General features: G+C 65.8%; 21 protein-coding genes. 3 read left to right on the forward strand and 18 right to left on the reverse strand.

Translation table 11 applies throughout. From position 1 onward, the window contains the following. Positions 1-67: 67 nt before the first annotated feature. The 6 genes from RBB31_RS11725 to RBB31_RS11750 form a co-directional block, all read right to left on the reverse strand. Entirely contained in the window at positions 68-718 is a 651-nt protein-coding gene (locus RBB31_RS11725; protein WP_306129483.1) for a DUF3726 domain-containing protein, read from the reverse strand. After that, positions 715-2406: a hypothetical protein gene (locus tag RBB31_RS11730; RefSeq protein ID WP_306129484.1), complete on the reverse strand. Its 1692-nt coding sequence runs from the start codon at positions 2404-2406 to the stop codon at positions 715-717. The genes RBB31_RS11725 and RBB31_RS11730 overlap by 4 nt, the downstream gene beginning before the upstream one ends. Before the next feature lie 69 nt (positions 2407-2475). Then, positions 2476-4044: a BCCT family transporter gene (locus RBB31_RS11735; protein ID WP_306129485.1), complete on the reverse strand. Its 1569-nt coding sequence runs from the start codon at positions 4042-4044 to the stop codon at positions 2476-2478. Between the two features lie 44 nt (positions 4045-4088). Next, positions 4089-5084, reverse strand: coding sequence for a membrane dipeptidase (locus tag RBB31_RS11740; protein ID WP_306129486.1), 996 nt, complete (start codon positions 5082-5084; stop codon positions 4089-4091). A 196-nt stretch (positions 5085-5280) separates the two neighbouring features. Continuing rightward, positions 5281-6732 (reverse strand): aldehyde dehydrogenase family protein, encoded by a 1452-nt coding sequence (locus RBB31_RS11745; protein WP_306129487.1) that lies wholly within the window; start codon positions 6730-6732, stop codon positions 5281-5283. 100 nt (positions 6733-6832) lie between these two features. Next, the gene (locus RBB31_RS11750; protein ID WP_306129488.1) at positions 6833-7711 is read right to left on the reverse strand and encodes a LysR family transcriptional regulator; all 879 of its coding nucleotides are present in this window, start codon (positions 7709-7711) and stop codon (positions 6833-6835) included. Between the two features lie 132 nt (positions 7712-7843). On the opposite strand from RBB31_RS11750, the gene RBB31_RS11755 reads away from it, so the two are divergent. Then, positions 7844-9505, forward strand: a complete 1662-nt coding sequence (locus tag RBB31_RS11755) for an amidohydrolase (protein ID WP_306129489.1) — start codon at positions 7844-7846, stop codon at positions 9503-9505. Between the two features lie 65 nt (positions 9506-9570). Here the strand turns inward: RBB31_RS11755 and RBB31_RS11760 are convergent, their stop codons facing one another. The 10 genes from RBB31_RS11760 to glpD form a co-directional block, all read right to left on the reverse strand. Further along, complete coding sequence (locus RBB31_RS11760; RefSeq protein ID WP_306129590.1) at positions 9571-10689, reverse strand: iron-containing alcohol dehydrogenase; 1119 nt, start codon at positions 10687-10689, stop codon at positions 9571-9573. Continuing rightward, on the reverse strand, positions 10689-12176 hold the full coding sequence (gene glpK, locus RBB31_RS11765; protein ID WP_306129490.1) for a glycerol kinase GlpK: 1488 nt from the start codon (positions 12174-12176) through the stop codon (positions 10689-10691). Before glpK ends, RBB31_RS11760 begins: the two co-directional genes overlap by 1 nt. A gap of 156 nt (positions 12177-12332) precedes the next feature. Further along, a complete protein-coding gene (locus tag RBB31_RS11770) occupies positions 12333-14054 on the reverse strand; it encodes an ABC transporter substrate-binding protein (protein WP_306129491.1) in 1722 nt (573 codons plus the stop codon). A 79-nt stretch (positions 14055-14133) separates the two neighbouring features. Continuing rightward, positions 14134-14406 (reverse strand): DUF2160 domain-containing protein, encoded by a 273-nt coding sequence (locus RBB31_RS11775; protein ID WP_306129492.1) that lies wholly within the window; start codon positions 14404-14406, stop codon positions 14134-14136. An 85-nt stretch (positions 14407-14491) separates the two neighbouring features. Then, the gene (locus RBB31_RS11780; protein ID WP_306129493.1) at positions 14492-14824 is read right to left on the reverse strand and encodes a hypothetical protein; all 333 of its coding nucleotides are present in this window, start codon (positions 14822-14824) and stop codon (positions 14492-14494) included. Then, positions 14824-15696, reverse strand: coding sequence for a carbohydrate ABC transporter permease (locus RBB31_RS11785; protein WP_306129494.1), 873 nt, complete (start codon positions 15694-15696; stop codon positions 14824-14826). The genes RBB31_RS11780 and RBB31_RS11785 overlap by 1 nt, the downstream gene beginning before the upstream one ends. Positions 15697-15700: 4 nt before the next feature. Next, positions 15701-16570, reverse strand: a complete 870-nt coding sequence (locus RBB31_RS11790; RefSeq protein WP_306129495.1) for a carbohydrate ABC transporter permease — start codon at positions 16568-16570, stop codon at positions 15701-15703. A gap of 76 nt (positions 16571-16646) precedes the next feature. Further along, positions 16647-17729 (reverse strand): ABC transporter ATP-binding protein, encoded by a 1083-nt coding sequence (locus tag RBB31_RS11795; protein WP_306129496.1) that lies wholly within the window; start codon positions 17727-17729, stop codon positions 16647-16649. A gap of 13 nt (positions 17730-17742) precedes the next feature. Continuing rightward, entirely contained in the window at positions 17743-18831 is a 1089-nt protein-coding gene (locus tag RBB31_RS11800) for an ABC transporter ATP-binding protein (protein WP_306129497.1), read from the reverse strand. 11 nt (positions 18832-18842) lie between these two features. Next, a complete protein-coding gene (gene glpD / locus RBB31_RS11805; RefSeq protein WP_306129498.1) occupies positions 18843-20444 on the reverse strand; it encodes a glycerol-3-phosphate dehydrogenase in 1602 nt (533 codons plus the stop codon). Between the two features lie 249 nt (positions 20445-20693). On the opposite strand from glpD, the gene RBB31_RS11810 reads away from it, so the two are divergent. Both RBB31_RS11810 and RBB31_RS11815 read left to right on the forward strand, forming a co-directional pair. Next, the gene (locus RBB31_RS11810) at positions 20694-21455 is read left to right on the forward strand and encodes a DeoR/GlpR family DNA-binding transcription regulator (protein WP_306129499.1); all 762 of its coding nucleotides are present in this window, start codon (positions 20694-20696) and stop codon (positions 21453-21455) included. Between the two features lie 171 nt (positions 21456-21626). Then, complete coding sequence (locus tag RBB31_RS11815) at positions 21627-22640, forward strand: HWE histidine kinase domain-containing protein (RefSeq protein ID WP_306129500.1); 1014 nt, start codon at positions 21627-21629, stop codon at positions 22638-22640. Here RBB31_RS11815 and RBB31_RS11820 read toward each other — a convergent pair. Beyond that, positions 22637-22882 (reverse strand): MoaD/ThiS family protein, encoded by a 246-nt coding sequence (locus tag RBB31_RS11820; protein ID WP_306129501.1) that lies wholly within the window; start codon positions 22880-22882, stop codon positions 22637-22639. The genes RBB31_RS11815 and RBB31_RS11820 overlap by 4 nt on opposite strands. A gap of 69 nt (positions 22883-22951) precedes the next feature. Further along, a complete protein-coding gene (locus tag RBB31_RS11825) occupies positions 22952-24685 on the reverse strand; it encodes a calcium-binding protein (RefSeq protein WP_306129502.1) in 1734 nt (577 codons plus the stop codon). Positions 24686-24747: the final 62 nt, after the last annotated feature.

A 24747-nucleotide genomic window follows, 5' to 3' on the forward strand; every position in this document is an offset into this window, starting at 1 on the left:
ATTCTGCGAATTTTCTGGCGCGGGTGGCCGCGCGGGGGCCGGGAAAATTCGCAGAATTTTCTGGCGGTCAGTCGTTGTCGCTGAGGCCGGCGCCGGCGCCTGTCAGGCGGCTGGCCTCGGTTTCGGGGGCGTAGGTGCGCTGTGCGAAGGTTTCGAGGATTGCGATCGCCTGTGGCATCGGGGTGGCGCGGTAGAGCCGGGTGAGCATGGTGCCGTGCCGTGCCTCCGCGGCGGCGAGATGGACCGTGTCTGTCTGGGCGCAGTCGAGGGCGGCGCCGGGGTCATCGAGATGCGTTTTGCCGTCGCCCCGTGTGATCGTGCAGCCTTGCCAGTGCAGAGACAGATGCGCGCCGGTGCGGTCGGCGGCCCAGACCATGTAGGGGACCAAAAGCAAGGGCCATGCGACCGGACCCGTGGTCACGGTGCGGCCCGCGGCCCAGTCGGCGGCGAGGTCGCAGAGCGTCGCGCCGGTGGCGATGGGGCAGAGAAGGCCGCCAGTCGCGGTCCACGTCTCGCCCAGGGCCTGCGGGCCAAGGCTTGCGGCGGGGGCGCCATCGTTGCGGGTCAGGACCTCGGCCAGGGCCAGCGCCCCGGGCCAGCCGGCGGCGCAGGTCCAGCGGGCGGCGCGGCCGGCTTCCTCGGCCAGTCCCCAGGCGTATCCGGCGCCGCGGGTGGCCTTGCGCGAGAGCGCCTCGATTTCATTCAGTGACCACATCATTGCGCGCCCATTGGAAGGGGCGGGAGGGTCCAGTCGTCGCCCGTCTCTGCAAGCTCGTGAGGGAAGGGAGCGTGCTGGAACATGTTGATCCGCAGCCAGCGGTCCGAGCGGGGATCGAAATGGCAGGCACCGAAGAAGCTGAGCTTCAGCCGGAGCATGTCGACGGGCAGCATGTCGGCGGATAGCGTGTTGTCGCGGATCTCGGCATAGGGCAGGCGGGCGGCGATCTGGGCGCGGCGGGCGATATGGCGATGCTGGGGGTGGGCCAGCAGGAATTCGGCGACGGTGGACTGGGGGGCGTCCTTGAGCGCGGCATGGGCCAGCACGGCGTCGCGGCCGGGGCCGAGGGGTTGTTCGTAGGGCTCGATCGGTTCCAGGGCGCGTTCGCCAAGGCGGGGTTCGAGCTTGGCCTGGGAGGTGTACCATACGCGGGCCTGCGCCTTGCGGGCGGTCCAGTCGGTGGCCAGAGCCCAAGCGTATATATCCTCGATGATGTCTCTCAGGCGGACAAGCGGCATGGTGCCGTCGATAGGGAAACTGGCCTGTTCGTCGGCGGCCATGCATTGGGTGAGGTCGTCGACCAGATCGCCGTAGGGTTCCATCAGCAGCGAGGCGAGCTGTTCCTGGCCTTCGAGCGACAGGTGCGCCTCGCCCCAGAGCCAGAGGCGGTTCCAGGGGTGATCGGTGGTGAGGTCGGCGGTGTCCAGATGCGCCATGAGCGCTTTCATGTCCGAGCGCAGGTCGGTGCATTTCTGGATCTGCATCGGGTGGGCGGAGTGCCAGCCCTCGGCATGGATCTGCGCGCGGGCGGCGAAGCGGCGGAAGGCTTGCGCGGTGGCCTCGGGCGCGGCGGGTTGGGAACGGACGCGGGCCAGCGCCTCTTCCCGCGCGGCGACCCAAGCGTTGAGGAGGGCGGGGTGGTTCACCAGGAAGGGCGCCATGCCAAGGCCGGTGGAATTGCCGATGCCGAAGCGGCGGCGCAGGGCGGGGTCGAGCGGCACGGCCGTGCCGGGGCTGCGGGCGCGGGCCATGTGCTCGACCAGGTCCATGACGAAGCAGCGGGTGAGGTACACGGACAGCATTTCGATCTGGAACGGCCCGGCGCATTCGGGGCGGTGGCGGGTCTGTTCGCGGTCCGCCGCGCCGAACTTGCCCGAGCCGTAGACCGCCGTGGTGCGCATCAGGTAGCCGACGGCGCGGACCTGGTCCTCGTCCGGCTGGTGGCCTGCGCTGAGGGCGTCGACGACATGGTCCCAGAGCCGGACCGAGCGGTTGGCGCGGGAGAGGGACAGCTCGCGGTCGGAGATGCGGCCGGATTCCTGCTTTGGCACGTTGTCGCGCAGGCGGGCGATGTCGGCCTCGGTGGGGATGCCGTCATAGAGCGTGAAGGTGGCGTCCCAGGCGGTGGCGATGACGCGGTCGGAGCGTTGGTCTGCCGGCAGGTCATGGGCGAAGGCGACGAGGGAATAGGCGTGGTCCGGCCCTTGCGCGGTGTAGATGGCGTGGCCGACGCCGCCCGCGTCGATGTCGAAACTGGTCTGGGTGATGGTCCAGTCGTCGCGGTTGAGGCGGCGCAGAAGCTGGCGCATGAAGGAAAGCCGTGTCTGGTGGGCGGCGCCGAGACGGGCCAGCGTCATGACCGTGTCGGGGTCACGGGGTGGGACCCTTTGCTGTGCCACTTGGTCCATGCCGGCTCCTTCAATGCCGATGATAGGGGCGTGGGGGCGATCCGTCCAAGGACCGCCCCGGTGGTGGTGTCAGTTCGCTTCGCGGCCCTTGGCCAGCGTGATGCGCAGCGCGTCCCAGAGCGAGGGCAGCAGCACCAGCGACACCGGCACCGCGGTGACGACGATGAAGCTTTGCAGTTTCGAGATGCCGCCCGAGCCGGTGTAGATCAGGATCAGGGCCATCACGCCCATGGCGATGCCCCAGAAGATGCGCACGGGGAGCGAGGGGATATCCTCGTTCGACATGGCGACCGAGATCACGTAGGTCATCGAGTCGCCCGTCGTGGCCACGAAGACGGTCGTCAGGATCAGGAAGAGGACCGAGACGATGAAGCCCGCGGGCAGCGACTGGGTGATCGCCAAGAGGGCGGCGGGCAGGTTGAAGCCTTCGAAGGCGCTGGAGATGGCGCCCCGGTTGCCGAGTTCGGCGCTGATGCCGGTGCCGCCGACGATCGTGAACCAGAAGCAGGTGACGATGGGGGCGACGATCGACAGCATGATGACGATCGAGCGGATCGAGCGGCCACGGCTGATGCGGGCGATGAACATCGCCATGAGCGGGCCGTAGCCCAGGAACCAGCCCCAGAAGAACACGGTCCACCAGCCGAGCCAGCCGGGATCGCCGAAGAGGCCGGCCTCGCCGCGATAGAGCGCCATGCCGAAGAAATCGGTGATGTAGGTGGTCATGCCGCTGAAGAAGCCCTGGAAGATGAAGCCGGTTGGACCGGCCACAAGGATGAAGAGCAGCAGGAGGGCTGCGAGGATCACGTTGAAGCGGCTGAGGACTTGGATGCCTTTGGACAGGCCGGTGGCCGCCGAGAGCGTGTAGATCGCGACGAGGCCGAGGATGACGGCGGCTTGCGTGCCGAAGGTGTCGGGGAGGCCGAAGAGCGCGTTGAGGCCGTAGCTGACTTGGAGACCCAGGAAACCGATGGGGCCGACGGTGCCCGCGACCACGGCGATGATGCAGGACGCGTCGGCGATGAGGCCGATGGGGCCCTTGATGGCGGCGTCCCCGAAGAGCGGGTAGAGCAGGGTGCGCGGGGCCATGGGCAGGCCCTTTTCATAGTGGTAATGCATCAGCATCACCGTGGTCAGCGCGCCCAGGATGGCCCAGGCGAGGAATCCCCAGTGCATGAAGCTTTGCGCCAGCGCGGGCGCGACGACCTCTGCCGTGGCGCTTTCGGCGCCGAAATAGGGCGGTGTCGACAGGAAATGGGCCATGGGCTCGCCCGCCGCCCAGAAGACGCCGCCGCCTGCCAGAAGCGTGCACATGATCATGGCGCCCCATTGGAAGACGGGGAATTCGGGTGTGGTGAGGTCGCCCATCAGGGCCTTGCTGCCAGGAAGGACGATCAGGACGAGGCCGATGAGGAAGGTGGCCAGCAGCAGGAGCTGCCAGTAGAGGCCGAAATACTTTGCCGAGACTGCGAAGCTGGCGTCGACCATGTTGCTCAGGAGGTCGAGGTCATAGAGGGCCACGAGGCAGAAAAGCGCGATGAAGCCCCCTGTTATGGCGAAGAGCGGCTTGTTGATGTGGTGCGTGCCGCCCGAACTGTGCGCGGCGGTGGCGTCTTGGGTATGCGTGGTATCGGACATTCAAGTCTCCCTGTGGACTGTCCCTGGGGTGGCGTTCTGCGCCTTCAGGTGTCCTGCTTTTGGTGTTCCGGGGTGAAGTTGTCTTGGAAGAAGCGCAGCCAGTTGTCGCCCATGAGGCCGGCGATCTCGCTGTCGTCGAAGCCGACTTGTTTGAGGCCGTCCGCCAGGTTCGGAAAGTCGGTGTTGTTCTGAAACCAGTTGGGTTGCGGGGGGAAGCCGGGATTGGCGGCCGAGCCTTCGCCGTAGTCGATGCTCTTGGTCCAGCGGCCGGTGCGCATCCATTCGACGATGCTGTCGGGCTGGTCTTGGCAGAGGTCGGAGCCGATGCCGAAATGCTCGGGTCCGAAGGTTTCGGCCGCGTCGGCGATCATCTGGCAGAAGCCCTGGAGCGTGCAGTCGGTGCTGCCTGCAAGGTGGTGCGGGTAGAGCGAAAAACCCATCATGCCGCCATTCGAGGTTACGGCGCGGATGACGTCGTCGCGCTTGTTGCGCAGGGCGGGGTGCCAGGCGTGCGGGTTGGCGTGGGTGATGGCGATGGGGCGCTGCGAGTGGTCGGCGGCCTCTATCGTGGAGCGGTCGGCGGAGTGGGACATGTCGACCACCAGCCCGACGCGGTTCATTTCGCGGATGACCTCGCGGCCCATTCGGGTGAGGCCCGCATCCTCGGCCTCGTAGCAGCCCGTGGCGAGGAGGCTTTGGTTGTTGTAGGTCAGCTGCATGAAGCGTGCGCCGAGGTCGTGCCAGACCTCGACGAGGCCGATATCGTCCTCGATGGGCGAGGGGTTCTGGAAGCCGAAGAAGATGGCGGTGCGGCCGGTCTCGTGCGCGGTGCGCACATCGCCTGCCCACCGCCCCTTGATGATCAGGTCGGGGTATTGTTCGAACCAGCGGTTCCAGCGTTCGACGTTGAGGACGGTTTCGCGGAAGGTTTCGTGGTAGGCGATGGTGACGTGGACGGCATCGAGGCCGCCCTGCCGCATTTGGCGGAAGATCTTTTCCGACCAGTTGGCGTATTGCAGTCCGTCGATGCGGTAGGTCATGGCGCGCTGCCTTCCAGCACGGTTTGAACGGTTGTGCCCGGCATCGCCGGCCCGCGCCCGCCCCTCCCCACGGGCAAGGGCATCGGCGCCGTTGCGCGCCGAAGCGGTGTTCGGCAGAGGGACGCCGCCGCGCTTTGAAGGGCCGTGGTGGCGCCCACCCAGGGGCGTGCACGGCCCGGCGATGCCTTTTGGCGGGTCATTCCGGCGATCCCGCCGAGGTGTAGGCGGTCTTCACGATGGTATAGAACTCGCGGGCGTGGATGCCTTGCTCGCGCGGGCCGTAAGAGCTGTCGCCGCGGCCGCCGAAGGGCACGTGGTAATCGGTGCCGGCGGTGGGCAGGTTGACGGTGACCACGCCGGTGCGGCCGTTGCGGCGGAAATGGCTGGCGCGGGCGAGGGAGCGCGTGACGATGCCGGAGGTGAGGCCGAACCTGGTGTCGTTGACCACGTGGAGCGCCTCGTCATAGCTGCCGACCTTGATGACGGAGGTGAGCGGCGCGAACATTTCCTCGCGGTTGATGGCCATGTCGTTTGTGGTGTCGAGGAACACGCCGGGGGACATGTAATAGCCGTCGTGGTCGAGCGTCAGGCGGGTGCCGCCGCAGGCAAGCTCGGCACCCTCGGACTGGCCTTTTTCGACGTAGGCGAGGTTCTCGTTGAGTTGGCTCTCGGACACGACGGGGCCCATCTGCGTGCCCTCGGCCAGGGCGTGGCCGACCTTCATGGCCCTGGCGCCGGCGACGAGTTTGTCGACGAAGGCGTCGTGGATGCCGGCGTGGACCACGAGGCGCGAGGAGGCAGTGCATTTCTGCCCGGTGCCGCCGAAGGCGCCGCCAAGGGCCAGCGTGACGGCAAGCTCAAGATCGGCGTCGTCCATCACCGCGAGCGCGTTCTTGGAGCCCATTTCCATTTGCAGGCGGGTAAAGTTTTGCACAGCCGAGGCGGCGATGTGGCGGCCCACCGGGACCGAGCCGGTGAAGGAGATGGCGTCGATGTCGGGGCTCTCGACCAGCCGCTGGCCGACATCCTGGCCTGCGCCCATGACAAGCTGGAAGAGGCCCGGGGGGATGTCCTGTTTCGCGATGATCTCGGTCAGGGCGACGGCGGAGGCGGGCGTGAGATTGGCCGGTTTCCAGATGACGGCGTTGCCGTAGGCCAGCGCGGGCGCGATTTTCCAAGACGCGGTGGCAGTGGGGAAGTTCCACGGGGAAATGACGGCGACGGTGCCGACGGGTTCGCGGCGCACGTCGACCTCGACGCCGGGGCGGACGGAGTCGGCGTTTTCGCCCAGCTGGCGCAGGACCTCGTGGGCATAATAGGTGAAGAACTGCCCGGCGCGGTAGACCTCGCCCTTGCCCTCGGCGAAGGGTTTGCCCTCTTCGCGGGAGAGCAGCGTGCCCAGTTCCTCGGCGCGGGCCATGAGCTCTGTGCCGATGGCCATGAGCACGGCCTGGCGGCGTTCAAGCCCGTAGGTGGCCCAATCGGTTTGCGCGGTGCGGGCGGCGGCGATGGCCTCGTCCAGCTGCGCGGCGCTGGCCTGGGTGAAGCGACCGACGAGGTCGGAGAGGTCCGAAGGATTGCGGTTTTCGATGAACGAGGGCCCTTCGACCCAATGGCCTGCGACGTAGTTCAGCTTGAGGTCGGTCATTGCGCATCCTTGGAATGTGATTGGCGAAGTGTTGCCAATGCAGCGGTTCAAGGCAAACGCAAAGTTTTGTAATGAATTTCAGAGTAGCTGAATTTTGGCGTCAGTGGGCCAAGGTGATTTCCTGTTCGCGGATGGTTTGGGCGAGGGCGGCGGCGGCAGGGGTCATTTCGGTTTCCGGGGCCGTGAACATCCAGACCTCGCGCCGGATCGAGGCGTCGACGAGGGGCAGGAAGGTGATGTCGTGCTCGGTGCCCTGCATGGTGAGTTCGGGCAAAAGCGTGACGCCCATGCCGGCGCGCACAAGGCTGAGGAGGGCGGCGGTGCCGGATACATTGAGCGTGGCGCGGTCGAGGATGGGGCGGAAAGCGGGGTCGCTGATATAGTGGCAGAGGCCGTTGGCGATGAAGGGAATATCCACGAGGTCGGTCCAGGTGAGGGCCTCCCAGTCGGTGGCGAGGGGATGGCCCGAGGGACAGACCACGCCGAAGCGGTCGGCGAAAAGGAGCGTGCGGTCGAACCCGGCCTGGGGGCCGAGGGACGCGAGCGCGATGTCGGCGCGGCCGGCGGCGAGGTCATGGGCGATGGTGGCGCTGTCGGTGTCGCGCATGTTGATGCGCACCAGCGGGTGGTTTTCGGCGAAGCGGTGCAGGATGGCGGGCATCAGCATCTGCGCCACCGAGGGCGTGACCGACAGGCGGACATGGCCGGCCTCGGCCCGGGAAAGCCCCTCGATGGCGGCGATGGTGCTGTCGAAATGCGCGAGCTCGCGCCCCGCTTCGACACGGATGAGCTCGCCCAGGCGGGTGAGGCGGGACTTGCGCCCGGCCTCGAAGAGGGGCGCGCCGATGTGATCCTCGAACTGGCGCAGCATCATGGAGACGGCGGAGGGGGTGCGGCCCAGGGCCTCGGCCGCGTCGGCGAGGTTGCCGCGCTCGGCCACGGTGAGAAAGCAGCGGAGCATGTCGATTTTGATGGCCATGAGATTCAGCTTTTGTTGAATGGGCGGGCGTGGCTGTGGGTTTGCTTAAGAAAGCGCAGGGCGGGGTGACTGTCCAGCTTGACGGCAATGGCGGGTGCGGGTTCCATGTGCGAAACAGGGCAGGAGGCAGCCATGGCACCCGAAATCGTGATCTTGAACGGGAAGGTCCTGACCATGGACCCGGATCGGCCAAGGGTCGAGGCCTTGGCGGTGGCGTCGGGGCGGATCGTGGCGCTGGGCACGAGTGCCGAGATCGGCGCGCTGGCGGGGCCGGATACGAAGCAGGTGGATGCGGCAGGCGCAACTGTGCTGCCGGGGTTCATCGACAGCCACGTGCACCTGTTCGCCGGGTCGGTGGAGATGGGGTATCTCGACCTTTATGGCGTTCAGGGAGAGGATGCGGTGACAGAGGCGGTGCGGGCCTATGCCCGTGAGTGCCCCGAGGACCGGGTCGTGTTCGCGGTGCAGGCGGCTTATGAATTGATGGGACCGGGGCGCGAGACTACGCGGCAGGATCTGGACCGGGTGCTGCCGGACCGGCCGCTGGCCCTATATGCCGCCGACCATCATACGATCTGGGCCAATACGGCGGCGCTGGAGCTGGCCGGCATCCTGCATGGCGGGCCGGTGGAGGCCGGGGCGGAGATCGTGATGGCCGAGGATGGCACGGCAACGGGCGCGCTGCTGGAGCCGTCGGCCTATGCGCATGTGCTGAGCCTGACGCGGAATGGCGGGCGGGACATGGCGGGCCTGATCACCGGGGCCGATCCGGTGCCGACGCCGGGGCCGGACGAGCGGGCCAAGGACAAGGCCGCACTGATCGCCGGGCTGAAGCATTGCGCCAGTCACGGGATCACGGGGCTGCACAACATGGACGGCAATTTCTACCAGATGGAATTGCTGGCGGAGCTGGAGGACGAGGGCGAGTTGATTGCCCGCGTGGAGGTGCCGTTTCACCTGAAGAGCCACGATCCGCTGAGCCGGCTGGACGAAGCCGAGGAGATGCGGGCTCGCTTCAGCAGCGAGTACCTGTGGTGCAACCGGGTGAAGATGTTCATGGACGGGGTGATCGAGAGCCGCACGGGGCTGATGCTGGAGAATTACCCCGGCACCGACGGCAATGGCGACGCGGTGTTCACGCCTGAGCAGTTCAACGCGGCCTGTGTGGCGGCGGACGCGAAGGGGTTTCAGCTGGCCACGCACGCGATCGGGGATCTGGCGGTCCGGCAGACGCTGGATGGCTATGCCGCGGCGCGGGAGGCCAATGGTGAGCGCGATGCAAGGCACCGCATCGAGCATATCGAGGTCATTCATCCCGACGACCTGCCGCGGCTTGGAGCGCTCGACGTGGTGGCCTCGGTTCAGCCGGGGCACGCGGCGTTCGGGCATTTCTTTCCGCCCCATGGCATCCGCGACGTGCTGCGGCCCGACCAGTGGCCCTATGCCTATGCGTGGCGGGCGCAGAGGGAGCATGCGGCTCGGATGGTGTTTTCAACAGACTGGCCGGTGATGCCGGTCGACGTGATGCCGAACGTGCGGGCGGCGGTGGATCCGATGGACCTGGGCGAGGGGTGGCCCGACCAGTCGCAGGCGCTGTTGGAGACGCTGGAGAGTTACACGGCGGGCAATGCCTGGGTGGAGTTCAGCGAAGACCGCAAGGGGCGGCTGGCGGAGGGGTTCATGGCGGATATCGCGGTGATGTCGCATGACCTGGAAGGCATGGAGCCGTCGGAGCTGGGATCTGCGCGGGCGGTTCTGACGCTGTGCGGCGGGCGGGTCACTTGGGAGGCTTGAAGGCGCGCGCGTGGCTGGCGTGGGATTGAGTATTTTTGGAACAGTGAAAAGCCGGGCGGCGCAGACTAACTGGCGGCGAGTATGCCTTGCAGAACCTCGACCGGGAGTTCGACCGGGTTGGCGGCCATGGAACTGGAGGATTGCGCCTCGGTGGCGATGGCGGCGTGATCGGCGGGGGCGACGCCCATCTGCGCGAGGGTCGGCAGGCCGTGATGGCGGGACCAGGCGGCGATGTCGGCAGTGCCGAGCGCCTCGGAGGCTCTGACGCGGATTTCGGCGATGCGGCGGGCGTGCGGGCTGTCCTTGGGCAGGGCGGTGAAGTTGGCGGCCAGCGTGGCGGGCAGGAGCGCGCCGCATACCGCGCCGTGCGGGGCCGTGGGGACGCGGCCGCCGATGACGCCGGCGAGTCCGTGGACGGCGCCGAGGCCGGCATTGGCCAGCGCGAGGCCCCCTGTGAGGCTGACGAAGGCCATGTCGTCGCGTGCGTCCGCGTTTTCGCCTTCCATCAGTTTGCGCAGGGCGCGCAGGCCGCGGGGGATGGCGGCGCGGCAGAGCGCGTCGGTGAGCGGGTTGGCGCGGGATGAGACGTAGGGTTCAATCACCTGGGTGACGGCGTCGAGGCCGGAGGCGAGGGTCACGGACTTGGGCGTGTTGTCGGTGAGGGCGGGATCGACAAGGGCGATGTCGGCCAGCATGGCGGCGTCGCGGAGGGAGACCTTGCGGGCGTGATCGGGCACGCCGATGACTGCGTTTTTCGTTGCCTCTGCGCCGGTGCCGGCAGTGGTGGGGATGGCCATGAAGGGGGCGGGCGGCGTGGTGAGAGGCTGGCCGCGGCCCACGACCTCAAGGTGATCGACGGGGCTTGTCTTGGCGTTCAGGAGGCCCGCCACGGCCTTGCCGAGGTCGATGGCGGCGCCGCCGCCGATGGCGACGACGTGGGTGGCGCGCGCTTGGCGCGCGATGTCGAGAGCGGTTTCCAGAAGGGCGAGGTCAGGCTCGATGGGGCAGGCGAATCCGGTGGCCTCCAGGCCGGGAGCGTCGAGCAGGGCGGTTGCGTGGCGCGGGGTGGCCCCGTGAACAACGAAGGCGTGAGGGCCGAGAAAGGCGGCAAGGTCGACCGCCTTGGCGAACTCGCCGCGACCGAAGAGGATGCGCGTGGGGGCGGCGAGGCCAAACGGTGTGATCATACGGACATCGTGGCTTCGACGGCGCGCTTCCAGGCGTCGTACTTGGCGTCGCGGGTGGTGGCGTCCATCGCGGGCTCGAACCGCTGATCGAGCGCCCAGCCTTCGGCGAAACCGGCCTGGTCTGGGTAGATCCCGGCCTGCATTCCGGCGAGCCACGCGGCGCCGAGCGCGGTGGTTTCGAGCACCTTGGGGCGGTCCACCGGCGCGCCGATGATATCGGCGAGGAACTGCATCGCCCAAGCCGACGCGGACATGCCGCCATCGACGCGCAGGACCTGTTTGGCCTCGTCCGAGGACCAGTCGGCGGTCATCGCCTCCAAGAGGTCGCGCGTCTGGAAGCCGACGCTTTCGAGGGCGGCGCGGGCGAACTCGGCGGGGCCGGAATTGCGGGTGAGGCCGTAGATCGCGCCGCGGCAGTCGGGCTGCCAGTAGGGCGCGCCAAGGCCGGTGAAGGCGGGGACGAGGATGACGTTCTGGTGGGGGTCGGCGCGGTCGGACAAGGCGTGGGTTTCGCCCGCCTCGCGGATGATCTTGAGGCCATCGCGGAGCCACTGGACGACCGCGCCGGCGATGAAGATCGAGCCTTCGAGCGCGTAGGTGGGTTTGCCGTCAAGCTGGTAGGCGATGGTGGTGAGCAGGCGGTTCTGCGAGCGCACGGGCTCGTCGCCGGTATTGAGCAAGGCGAAGCAGCCGGTGCCGTAGGTGGATTTCATCATGCCGGGGGCAAAGCAGGCCTGGCCCACGGTGGCGGCCTGCTGGTCGCCCGCGACGCCGAGAATGGGGATCTCGCGCCCGAAGAGGTCGGCGCGGGTGGTGCCGTAGTCGGCGGCGCAGTCGCGGACCTCGGGGAGCATGTTGATGGGCACGTTCAGGAGGTCGCAAATGGTCTGGCTCCACCGGCCCTTGCGGATATCGTAGAGCAGCGTGCGGGCGGCGTTGGTGGCGTCGGTGGCATGCACCTTGCCGCCTGTGAGCTTCCAGATGAGGTAGCAGTCGACGGTGCCGAAGAGGAGGTCGCCGGCCTCTGCCCTGGCCCGGGCGCCGTCGACATTGTCGAGGATCCAGGCGAGTTTCGTGCCGGAGAAATAGGGGTCGAGTAGAAGGCCGGTGCGGTCGGTGATCATGTCCTCGTGGCCGGCGTCGCGCAGGGCGCGGCAGGTCTGGGCGGTGCGGCGGTCCTGCCAGACGATGGCGCGGTGTACGGGCTTGCCGGTGGTGCGGTCCCAGACGATGGTCGTTTCGCGCTGGTTGGTGATGCCGATTGCGGCGATGTCCGAAGGCGTGAGGCCCGCGCGTTCGATGGCGGCGCGGCAAGTGCCGGCCGTCGTGGCCCAGATATCGTCCACGTCATGTTCGACCCAGCCCGATTGCGGGAAATGCTGGGTGAATTCCTCTTGCGCGGTGGCGACGGGGGTGAGGCCCTTGTCGAAGAGGATGGCGCGGGAGGAGGTGGTGCCCTGGTCGATGGCGAGAATGTGGGTCATGTCGGGGGCCTTGGTTGAACTCTGCTTGTCTGACTGTCCAAAGCGAGAGGTCCCGGGTCAAGCCCGGGACGGGGATGGAAAAGAGGGCGGGGAGTATCCCCGCCCTACGGTTTTTTTGGGTCTGAGGGCCGGGGTGTCCCGGCCCATGGCAGGCGATTACTGCCAGCTGGCGATCAGCTCGTCATAGGAGACGGTCTTGGGCTCTTCGTCCTCGTTTTCCAGCTTGGGATAGGGCGCGCCCTCCTGGTCGTACCAGTATTGCGGGTCGCGTTCCTCGTTCAGGACCGGGCCGAGATCACCCTGCACGCCGGCGCGTTCGAGACGTTCCAGCACGCGTTCCTGATCCTCGCAGAGGGCATCGAGCGCCTCTTGCGGGGTCTTGGCGCCCGACATGGCGTCGCCGATGTTCTGCCACCAGAGCTGGGCCAGTTTCGGGTAATCCGGCACGTTGGTGCCCGTGGGCGACCATGCGGTGCGGGCGGGCGAGCGGTAGAACTCGATCAACCCGCCAAGCTTGTCCGCGCGCTCGGTGAAGTGGTCGCTGTCGATGGTGGACTCGCGGATGAAGGTGAGGCCCACATCCGATTTCTTGAGGTCCACGGTTTTCGACGTGACGAACTGGGCATAGAGCCAGGCCGCCTTGGCGCGGTCGACGGGGGTCGACTGCATCAGGGTCCACGAACCTGCGTCCTGGTAGCCGATCTTCTGGCCTTCCTTCCAGTAGACACCGTGGGGCGAGGGGGCCATGCGCCACTTGGGCGTGCCGTCCTCGTTCATCACCGGCAGGCCCGGCTCGACCGTGGCCGCGGTGAAGGCGGTGTACCAGAACATCTGCTGGGCCACGTTGCCTTGTGCGGGAATGGGCCCGGCTTCGGAGAAGGTCATGCCGGCGGCGGCGGGGGGCGAGTATTTCTGCAGCCATTCAATCGCCTTGGTCACCGCGTAGACGGCCGCGGGCGCGTTGGTGGCGCCGCCGCGATCAACGCAGGAGCCGACGGGCTGCGAGTTCTCGTTCACCCGGATGCCCCATTCATCGACCGGCAGGCCGTTGGGTTCACCCACGTCGCCCATCCCGGCCATGGACATCCACGCGTCGGTAAAGCGCCAGCCCAGGCTGGGGTCTTTCTTGCCGTAGTCCATGTTGCCGTAGACTTCGCCTTCGACTCCGAGGTGGCTGAGATCGCGGCCAGTGAAGAATTCCGCGATATCCTCATAGGCCGACCAGTTGACCGGAACGCCAAGCTCGTAGCCGTATTCCTCCTGGAAGTCGGCCTTGTTCTTCTCGTCGTTGAACCAGTCGTAGCGGAACCAGTACAGGTTCGCGAACTGCTGGTCGGGCAGCTGGTAGAGCTTGCCGTCGGGGCCGGTGGTGAAGGACGTGCCGATGAAGTCGTCGATGTCGAGATCGGGGTTGGTGACGTCGGCGCCTTCGCCCTCCATCCAGTCGGTCAGGTTGCGTACCTGCTGGTAGCGCCAGTGGGTGCCGATGAGGTCGCTATCGTTGACGTAGGCATCATAGATGTTCTCGCCCGACTGCATCTGGGTTTGCAGCTTCTCGACCACGTCGCCTTCGCCGATGAGGTCGTGAGTGACTTGGATGCCGGTGATGGCCGAAAAGGCCGGGGCAAGGACCTGGCTTTCGTATTCGTGGGTGGCGATGGTTTCCGAGACGACCTTGATCTCCATCCCCTCGAAGGGTTGGGCCGCGTCGATGAACCATTGCATCTCGGCTTCCTGCTCTTCCTGGCTGAGCGTGCTGAGGCCTGCGATTTCGTTCTCAAGGAACTCCATCGCCTCTTCCATGCCGGCCCAGGCGGCACTGCCCGTCAGGGCAATGGCCGCGGCCAGCGCGGTGGTTGATTTCAGGTTCAGGTTCATTTGGTTCCTCCCATTGGTCTTTCTGAACTTGGTTGTGTGTGGCGGCCCGCAGAGGCGGAACGCCGGGGGTTGCGCGCGTCTAGACCCAGCGGAACACCGCGGCGGCGTAGATCGCGCAGACGATCAGCGCGTAGGGCTGGTTGGTGCCGACAAGGCCCAGCCACGCGAGATTGATGAAGGCGCTGCCCAGAAGCGTGATGAAGAGACGGTCGCCGCGAGTCGTCTCGATCCGCAGGATGCCGGTGCGGGGCGTCTCCGGGAACTTCAGCGCGAGGATCGTGAAGGTTACGAGAAGCCCTGCGATGACGCCGAAGAAGGCGGCGGTGGGCCATGTCCATGCCATCCAGTCCATCAGGTTTCCTCCGTCATGACAAAGCTGTGTGACGCGGCAGCGACAGGCGCCGCGACGTCGGGGTAGCTGAATGTGGCGGCGCGGCTCACGGGATCATCTCGCACCAGCCGGTGTGGAACCAGCCGGTCTGGTTAAGGCGGCGGCCGTCTTTGTGGATGCTTTCGGCAAAGCACCATTTGCCCTGGCATTTACGCGTGTCGATCGGCATCGAGTCGCCGTTGCGCACGCGCAATATCTCGGGGTGGTTGGAGCCGGGGCCGGAGCGGATCGACAGGAAGCCGTCGCCGTTGGGGTCGAGGTGGCGCATGATGCAGGCGGCTTCCCATGGTTCGGCCGCTTGGGCCCGCGCGTCGGCGGGTGTGAGAGTGGTGACGGCGAGGCCGCAAACTACGAAAATATATCGGCTGAAAATGTTCATCAAACTCTCCCCAGAGCAAAACCTTTGGCAATGTAGTTGCGGACGAAATAGATGACGAGCGCGCCCGGCACGATGGTCAGGACACCGGCGGCGGCGAGCACGCCCCAGTCGATGCCCGCCGCCCCTTGGGTGCGGGTCATGATTGCGGCGATGGGCTTGGCGTCGACGGTCGTGAGCGTGCGCGAAAGCAGCAGTTCGACCCATGAGAACATGAAGCAGAAGAAGGCGGCGACGCCGATGCCCGACGCGATCAGCGGCATGAAGATCTTCACGAAGAAGCGGGGGAAGGAATAGCCGTCGATGTAGGCCGTCTCGTCGATTTCCTTGGGCACGCCGCGCATGAAGCCCTCGAGGATCCAGACCGCCAGAGGCACGTTGAAGAGGCAGTGTGCCAGCGCCACGGCAATGTGTGTATCGAAGAGGCCGACCGAGCTGTAGAGCTGGAAGAACGGCAGGGCGAAGACCGCGGGCGGGGCCATGCGGTTGGTCAGCAGCCAGAAGAACAGGTGCTTGTCGCCGAGAAAGCTGTAGCGCGAGAAGGCGTAGGCGGCGGGCAGGGCGACGGCGAGCGAGATCACCGTGTTCATCACGACGTAGATCAGCGAGTTGATGTAGCCCGAATACCATGCCGGGTCGGTGAGGATCGTCGCGTAGTTTTCCAGCGTCAGGTTGCGGGGCCAGAGGGTGAAGCTGTTGAGGATCTCGAAATTGGTCTTCAGGCTCATGTTCACCAGCCAGTAGATCGGCAGGAGCAGGAAGATGAGGTAGAGGGTCATGACGATGGCGCGGCTGTTCACGCTCGCGCGGATGCGGCGGTTGCGGCCGCTGGGCGCGAGCTTGCCGGGGATGCGGTCGGTGGTGGCGTCGGTCATCGGCTCAGCCCTCCCGCTTATCGAGGTTGGTCATGACGGTGTAGAATACCCATGAGATCAGCAGGATCACGAGGAAATACATGATCGAGAAGGCTGCGGCCGGGCCGAGGTCGAACTGGCCGAGGGCCATCTTCACGAGGTCGATGCTTAGGAAGGTCGTGGTGCTGCCGGGGCCGCCGCCGGTGACGACGAAGGGCTCGGTATAGATCATGAAACTGTCCATGAAGCGCAAGAGGATCGCGATCATCAGCACGCCCGCCATCTTGGGAAGCTCGATATAGCGGAAGACCTTCCAGCGCGAGGCCTGGTCGATCTTGGCCGCCTGGTAATAGGCGTCGGGGATGGATTGCAGGCCGGCATAGGCCAGCAGCGCCACCAGCGAGGTCCAGTGCCAGACATCCATGACAACCACGGTGACCCAGGCGGCGTAGGGATCCTGGGTGTAGTTGTAGTCGATGTTCAGCGCCGCGAGCGTGTGGCCCAGGAGGCCGATATCGACACGGCCGAAGATCTGCCAGATGGTGCCGACGACGTTCCACGGGATCAGCAGTGGCAGGGACATCAGGACGAGGCAGACGGAAACCCAGACGCCTTTCTTGGGCATGTTAAGGGCGACGAGGATGCCCAGGGGCACCTCGATGGCGAGGATGATGGAGGAGAACATCATCTGGCGCCCGAGCGCGTCCCACATGCGGTCGTCTTCGAGCAGTTCGCGGAACCATTCGAGCCCGGCCCAGAAGAACTCGTTGTTGCCGAAAGTGTCCTGCACGGAATAGTTCACCACGGTCATCAGCGGAATGACGGCGGAGAAGGCCACGAGGATCAGCACGGGCAGGACGAGGAACCAGGCCTTTTGATTGGGGGTCTTGTCCATCAGGCGGCCTCGTTGGTTGTGGAGCGAGTGGCGGGAAGGTCCCGGGTCAAGCCCGGGACGGCGGTGTGCGGGATCATTATGCGGCCCTCCCTGTAGGCGTCACGCGCCAGTCATTGGCATAGACGTTCACATGGGTGGGATCGAAGGCGACGCGGGTGGCGTCGGTGCGGACCTCTTCGGCTTCACCCGCGATGATGTTGATCGGCGTGCCGAAGCAATCCGCGCGGATGATCTTGTGTCGGCCCACATCCTCCACGCGGCGGACCTTGACGGGCAGCCCTTCGCTGTCGGAGAGGCGGGCGAATTCGGGGCGGACGCCCAATTCGACGCGGCCTTCGAGGGGGGCATAGGTGTTGGCCAGCGCCAATTCCGCGCCGTTGATATAGGCCTGGTTTCCCTCGACTTTCGCGGGAATGACGTTCATGCCCGGCGAGCCGATGAAGTAGCCGACAAATGTGTGTTCGGGGGTGTTGAACAGGTCCTGGGGCGTGCCGATCTGCACCACGCGGCCGTCATGCATCACCACGACCTTGTCGGCGAAGGTCAGCGCCTCGGTCTGGTCGTGGGTGACGTAGATCATGGTGTGGCCGAATTGTTGATGCAGTTGCTTCAATTGCGTGCGCAGTTCCCACTTCATGTGGGGGTCGATGACGGTCAGCGGCTCGTCGAACAGCAGCGCGTTGACGTCCTCGCGCACCATGCCACGGCCAAGGCTGATCTTTTGCTTGGCGTCCGCTGTCAGGCCGCGCGCCTTGCGGTTCAGCGTGTCCTCTAGCCCGATCATGGTGGCGATTTCCTGCACGCGCTCAGCCACGTAAGCCTTGTCGGCACCACGGTTCTTGAGCGGGAAGGCGAGGTTTTCGCGCACAGTCATGGTGTCGTAGACGACCGGGAATTGGAAGACCTGCGCGATGTTGCGCTCGGTCGTGGGCGCGTGCGTAACGTCCACGTCGTTGAAGAGGATGCGACCGCGACTTGGCTGCAAGAGCCCCGAGATGATGTTCAGGAGCGTGGTCTTGCCGCAACCGGACGCGCCAAGCAGCGCGTAGGCCTCGCCGTCCGTCCAGTCGTGGTTGAGTTCCTTGAGCGCGAAATCATCCTCGGATGTCGGTTTGGCGAGGTAGCTGTGCGCTAGGTTGTCGAGCGTGATCTTTGCCATTGTCGTCAGCCTCTCAGGCGGCCAGCGCGTAGGCGGCGGGTGCAACCAGCGCGCCGTCTTCGCTGAAGATGTAGATATGGGCCGGGTCGAGATAGACCGGCAGGTCGCGGCCCGGTTCCAAATTGTGAATGCCGTGGATCACGCCGACCCAGCGGGTGCCCGCATGGTCGAGATGGATGAAGGTTTCCGAGCCGGTGAGTTCGGTCACGCCGAGCCTTGTCACAAAGCGCATTGCGGCGTCGGTGTGCTGTTCGATTTCCAGGTGGTTGGGGCGGAAGCCGGCGGTGTAACGGCCCTCGGGCAGGTCGGCCATCTTGCCGGTGGCGGGCAGGGACTGGCCCTCGCCGAACATCAGCTTGCCGCCGGTTTTCGAGATTTGCAGGAAGTTCATCGGCGGGTCGGAAAAGACCCGCGCGGTGGTGGCATCGGCGGGCTGGCGATAGACCTTCGGCGTGGGGCCGAATTGCGTCACACGGCCTTCCCAGAGGGTGGCGGTGTTGCCGCCCAGCAGAAGCGCCTCTTCGGGTTCGGTGGTGGCGTAGACGAAGATCGCGCCGGATTCCTCGAAGATGCGGGGGATCTCGATGCGCAGCTCCTCGCGCAGCTTGTAGTCGAGGTTGGCGAGCGGCTCGTCCAGCAGGACGAGACCGGCGTTTTTCACCAGGGCACGGGCTAGGGCGCAGCGTTGCTGCTGGCCGCCCGAAAGTTCGAGCGGCTTGCGGTCGAGCATGGGTGTCAGTTGCAGCATCTCGGCGGTGTCGCGTACGGCGCGGTCGATTTCGTCCTTCGGTTTGCCCGACAGGCGCATGGGGCTGGCGATGTTGTCATAGACGCTCATCGACGGGTAGTTGATGAACTGCTGGTAGACCATGGCGACGCCGCGATCCTGCACGCGCATGCCGGTGACGTCGGTGCCGTCCCAGAGGATGCGGCCGGTGGTGGGGGCATCGAGCCCGGCCATAAGGCGCATGAGCGTGGTCTTGCCCGCGAGCGTGGGGCCCAGGAGGACGTTCATCGTGCCTTTTTCCAGCGTGAGGTCGGTGGGGTGGATATGCGTCTCGGCCCCCACCTGTTTCGACACGTTGTCCAGAACCAGCGTCATCGGTCGCGTCCTTATTCTGCCGCCGCGGCGACGATGCTGTCGCCCACGGGGTTGGCCTGCATCCAGTTCTGCAAGTCCTTGATTTCACTATCCGACATGCGCAGGCCAAGCTTGCTGCGGCGCCAGACGATATCCTCGGCGCTACGCGCGAATTCATGGGTCATGAGCCAACGGACCTCGCGTTCGGTGAGAGTGGCGCCGAAGGTTCGGCCCAGGTCGGCGGCGGTTCTCGCGTCACCTAAAAGGGTGCGCGCCTCGGTGCCGTAGGCGCGGAGCAGGCGGTAGGCCCAGGCTTCGGTCAGGAAGGGGTAATCTGCCTGTAATTCGCCCGCCATCCGGTCGCGGTTTTCCACGGCAAAATCGCCGCCGGGCAGGGCGGCGTCGGCGGTCCAGTCGCCCTTGGCGTTCGGGAAACGGGGGGCGAGCTTGGCCACGGCGGCCTGGGCGAGGCGGCGGTAGGTGGTGATCTTGCCGCCGAATATGTTGAGGAGCGGGGGGCCGTCGGTGTCGAGCTTCAGCACATAGTCGCGGGTGGCGGCGGTGGCGGATTTGGCGCCGTCGTCATAAAGCGGGCGGACGCCCGAATAGGTCCAGACGATGTCGTCGCGGGTGACGGGCGTTTCGAAATACTCCGAGGCGAAATTGCACAGATACTCTTGCTCGGCAGGGGTGCAGACGGGGCGCGTGCCCGGGTCGGGGTGGTCTGCGTCGGTGGTGCCGATGAGGGTGAAATCCTGCTCGTAGGGGATGGCGAAGATGATGCGGCCATCCTGGCCCTGGAAGAAATAGCACTTGTGGTGATCGAAGAGCTTGCGTGTCACGATATGGCTGCCGCGCACCAGGCGGACGCCCGCGCGGCTGTCGATATGGGTGATGTCCTGAAGGATGTTGCCGACCCAGGGGCCTCCGGCGTTGACCAGCGCGCGGGCGTGGCGGGTCATGAGCGCGCCGGTGGCGGTGTCTTCCATTTCGATCTTCCACAGGTCGCCGTCGCGGCGGGCGGCGGTGACACGGGTGCGGGTGAGGATCTCGGCTCCGCGACCCGCGGCGTCGCGGGCGTTGAGCGAGACGAGGCGGGAATCCTCGACCCAGCAGTCGGAATACTCGAATGCCTTTTGAAAATGGGGCTTCAGCGGGGCGCCTTCGGGCGTGCCGTCGAGCGAGAGGGAGCGCGCGGCGGGCAGGATCTTGCGGCCGCCCAGGCTGTCATAGAGGAAAAGGCCGAGGCGGATGAGCCAGGCGGGGCGGCGACCGCGCATCCAGGGCATGAGACGTTCCAAAAGGCGCGAGGTGGGGGTGCCGCCCTCGAAGCGCATGTCGCGGTGGTAGGGCAGCACGAAGCGCATGGGCCAGCTGATATGGGGCATGTTGCGCAAGAGGACTTCGCGTTCGATAAGGGCCTCGCGGACGAGGCGGAACTCGAAATACTCGAGGTAGCGCAGGCCGCCGTGAAAGAGCTTGGTCGAGGCCGAGGAGGTGGCCGAGGCGAGGTCGTTCATTTCGGCCAGCGTGACGGACAGGCCGCGGCCGGCGGCGTCGCGGGCGATGCCGCAGCCGTTGATTCCGCCCCCGATGACGAAAATATCGCTTATATTTTCGTGAGTTGGGTGCATCCATCCTCCCCAGATGCCGCCGGAAACCGTGTCCGGTAAATGAGCACGTTCAGGTTGTTCGAGTCAAACGCTTCTTTCGTTTTTGTTCGGTTTTTGGAAATTCGTTTTATTACAAGCGTTTGCTGGCAATCAGGTCGGCGGCGACAGGACTTTCTGCGGCTGCGAAAAGGGCGGCACAATGGGATTTTCCTTTGACACGGACCGATTTTCGACGAAAACGAAAAAACACGAAACCCGAGCACGAGGCGCATGTCGCAAACCTTTCGCCATCCCGAGATCCTGGAGATCGCCCGCAACGAGGGTAAGGTCACGGTCGAGGACCTAGCCGTTCGATTTGGTGTGACGGTGCAGACGATCCGGCGCGATCTGACGGACCTGGCCGAGGCGGGGCGGCTGGAGCGGGTGCATGGCGGCGCGGTGATGCCGTCGGGCGTGTCCAATATCGGCTATGAGGAGCGGCGCGGCCTGAACGAGGCGGCCAAGCAGGCAATGGCGCAGGTCTGCGCGCAGGAGATTCCGGACGGGGCGTCGGTTTTCCTGAATATCGGGACCTCGACCGAGGCGGTGGCGCGGGCGCTTCTGAGCCATCGAGACCTGATGGTGATCACCAATAACATGAATGTTGCCAATATCCTGGTGGCAAATGCGGACTGCGAGATCGTGGTGGCTGGGGGCGTGTTGCGCCGCTCGGACGGGGGGCTGATCGGCAACCTGACGACGCGGGTGATCGAGCAGTTCAAGTTCGATTATGCCGTCATCGGGTGTTCGGCACTGGACGACGACGGGGACCTGCTGGATTTCGACGTGCAGGAGGTGCATGTCAGCCAGTCGATCATCGCGCGGGCGCGGCGGACCCATCTTGTGGCTGACCATTCCAAGTTTCACCGCATGGCCCCTGCGCGGATCGCGTCGCTGGGCGAGGTCGACATGTTCTTTACCGACCGTCCGGTGCCCGCGCCCGTGGCCGAGCGGTTGAAGGAGTGGGACACGGTCTGCCGGGTCTGCGGGTGAGCGTTTTCGTTTCGGGTTCGTTTCGCCGGCGGACGGCGGCTTGGCGCGTGGGTTGTCACCCACCCTACGTTCGGAGGGCAGAGCGGCGGGTTTTCGCATGGCTGTGAGAAAAAAGGTGTATGATTAAACTGCGACATTGACGGAGCGATTTGCGGGCCTGAAGAAAATGCCATGACGAAAGCTTTGAAGATCCCGCTGAACATCCCTCTGACATCCGAAGACATGGAACTGGGCCTGAAGGTCGCGCGTGTCGGGTTGGGCAAGGTCGATTACCGGACCAACACCTTGCGGTGCGACCCGCTGGCGGCGGAATTCTTCGGGCTGGACGCGGGCGTGGAGGTGCGGCGCGAGGAGTTGCACGCGCGGATCCATCCCGACGACTGGCCGCAGGTGAAGGAGGGTCTGGGCTGCCTTCTGTCGCCGGACGATCCGCTGCAGGTGCTGGACATGACGCACCGGATCCTAGTGCCGGACGCGCCGCTGCGCTGGGTCAACGCGCGCAAGCAGGTGAGTTACGACGCCGCGGGGATGCCGGTGGAGGGGGTGTTCGCCATGGTCGACATCACCGCCCGGGAGATGGCCGAGCAGCGTGCGCAGTTCCTGATCGGTGAACTGGGCCATCGGGCGAAGAACCTGATCACGGTGGTGTCGGGGATCGTGCGGCAACTGGCGCGGCACGCGCCGCCCGAGGAAGTGGTCGATCGTCTGCTTGCACGGCTGGCGGCGCTGGGGCGCAACCAGGAAGCGATGATGCACGACGCGGGCAGCAGGTTCGGCCTGCGCGAGATCTTCACCGAGCAGGTGAGGCCTTTTGCGGGTGCGGCGCGCGAGCGGGTGGTGCTGAACGGGCCGGACCTGATGATTTCCAGCAACGCGGCGCAGATCCTGGGGATGGTGACTCACGAACTGGCCACCAACGCGGCGAAATACGGCGCCCTGTCGGAGGAAACCGGGAGGGTCGTGGTGACCTGGGCTGTCGAGGGCGACGCGCGTCCGGATTTTACCCTGGCATGGGTAGAGCGGGGCGGGCCAGCGGTGAACCCCGCGGCCAAGCCGGGCTTTGGGACGCAGGTGCTGACGAAGCTGACCGAAGCGTCGCTGGGCGCCAAGACCGAGGTCGCGTTCGAGGCGGAGGGCTTCGCGTTCCGGCTGCGGGCGCCGTTGAAGGCGTTGTCGAGCGACTAGCCGCCCTTGAGACGCGCCAGCAGGACGACCTCGCTGTCGGGCTGGATGGGCTGGAACCAGCTGTCGTTATAGATGCGCCCGTCGATGGAGACGGAGACGCCGCGGTCGAGCTGCGGTTTCAGGCCGGGGTATTTCCGCGCCAGGCCGTCGAGCAGTTGGCGCAGGTTTTCTGCCTCGATTTCGACTTCGCGGGCGTCGTCGGTGAAGCGGGCGAGGGAGCCCCATATCGTGACTTGAACCATGCTGCGTATCTTGGACCGGAGAGGTCCCGGGTCAAGCCCGGGACGGGGGTGGGGCGCTATTCGGGTATTTTAGATGAACTCGATGTAACTGTCGCTCCAGGTGGAGGCCCCGCCTTCGATGGAGAGCAGACCGGCGTCGCCTTCGAATTCGATATGGACGCTCGTGCCGACGATGGTCGAGGTGAATGCAACCGGATCGTCCTGGAACGTGTCGATCAGGATGCGATCATGCGCGGTTTCGAAGCTGCGAACGACGTCGGTGCCGAAATCGCCCCCATGGGTGAAGACGAACTCGTCGATTTCGCCGCGGCGTCCGACCAGCCAGTCGTCGCCGGTGCCGCCGTTCATGCGCGTGGTGCCGCCAAGGGTGATATCCTCTCCCAGGCGGGCATCGATCGTGTCGTTGCCGGCGCCCCCATCGACGAGGTTGTTGCCGCCCCAAACATATATCTTGTCGTCACCGTCGCCGCCGTAGAGGATGTCGAGCGAGGCCTGGGCGCTTTTCGTGCTGCCGCTGTCGCGGTCGCCGCCCTGGATGATGTCGGCGCCGGCGCCGCCGAAGACGAGATTGTTGCCGCCTTCGATATAGATGAAATCCGCGCCGTCGCCGCCCTGGACGATGTCGTCGCCCAAGCCGGTCGAGTAGTACGTGTCGTCGCCGGCGCCGAGATCGGTTTCGGTGGGGGCGGGGGGAACGTTTTGGTGGACGTACTGGGTGCTGAGCCAGACGAAATCGTCTCCGTCGCCGGACATTACGGTATCGCTGCCGTTGGTGGAGCGGATGTAGTCATCGCCTTCGCCCGATGTCACCAGGTCGTTGCCCGAACCGGAATATACGGTGTTGTTGCCGTCGCCCGCATAGATCGCGTCGTCGAGCCCGGGTTCGTAGCCGCCGACGCCTTCCAGAAGACCGTCCGGCAGATCGGTGGCGTGGATCACATCGTCGCCGAGCCCGCCGAAGATCGCGTCCTGACCAAAGCCGGAATAGATCGTGTCGTTGCCGGTGCCGCCATCGGCGGTGTCGTTGCCCCAGCCGGTATAGATATAGTCGTTGCCCGCACCGCCATAGGCCACGTCGTCATAGCCGTAGAGGCCGTCGCCGGGATTGGGACCGTCGCCGGCGATGATCCAGTCGTTGCCGGCGCCGCCGTCGAGCGTGTCGTTGCCGAAGCCGCCGTGAAGAAAGTCGTCGTCGCCGCCGCCGAAGAGCTGGTCGTTGCCGTCTTCACCGAAGAGGTTGTCGTTGCCCCTGTTGCCACGCAACACGTCGCTGCCGTCGCCGCCGGAAAGCTGGTCATTGCCGTCACCGCCCTTGATGGTGTCGCGGCTGGCGCCGCCGTCGATGGTGTCGTTGCCCGAGCCGCCGAGGATGAAATCGAAACCGGAGCCGCCCCCGATGCTGTCATGGCCGCCGCCGCCTTCGATGCGGTCGCTGCCTGCGCCGCCGAAAATGGTGTCGGCGCCGGATGCGCCGATGATCTTGTCCCGGCCGGTGCCACCGTCGATGTAGTCGCCGTCGTCGCCGGCATAGATGAGGTCATCGCCCGCGCCGCCGAACAGCACGTTCGAGCCGATGTCGGAGCCGCCGGGGAGGCCGCCGTAAATCACGTCGTCGCCATTGCCGCCATCGACGATATCGGAGCCGTAACCGCCGAGAATGGTGTCCGCGCCATCCATACCGAGCAGGTAGTCGTTGCCGTCGTTGCCATAAAGGTAATCATCGCCGCCAAAGGCATAGACCGTGTCGTTGCCCTTGCCGAGGCTGAGCAGATCATCGAATCCGGTGAGGTAATGGGTTGGCATCGGGTCGTCTCCCTTTCCTTTGACCAAGGTTCGGGAGTGTGTCGGTGATGCGTGGGGTCGGG

Origin of the sequence: Roseovarius sp. MMSF_3350 (assembly GCF_030733425.1) — a bacterium.
Classification (GTDB): domain Bacteria; phylum Pseudomonadota; class Alphaproteobacteria; order Rhodobacterales; family Rhodobacteraceae; genus Roseovarius.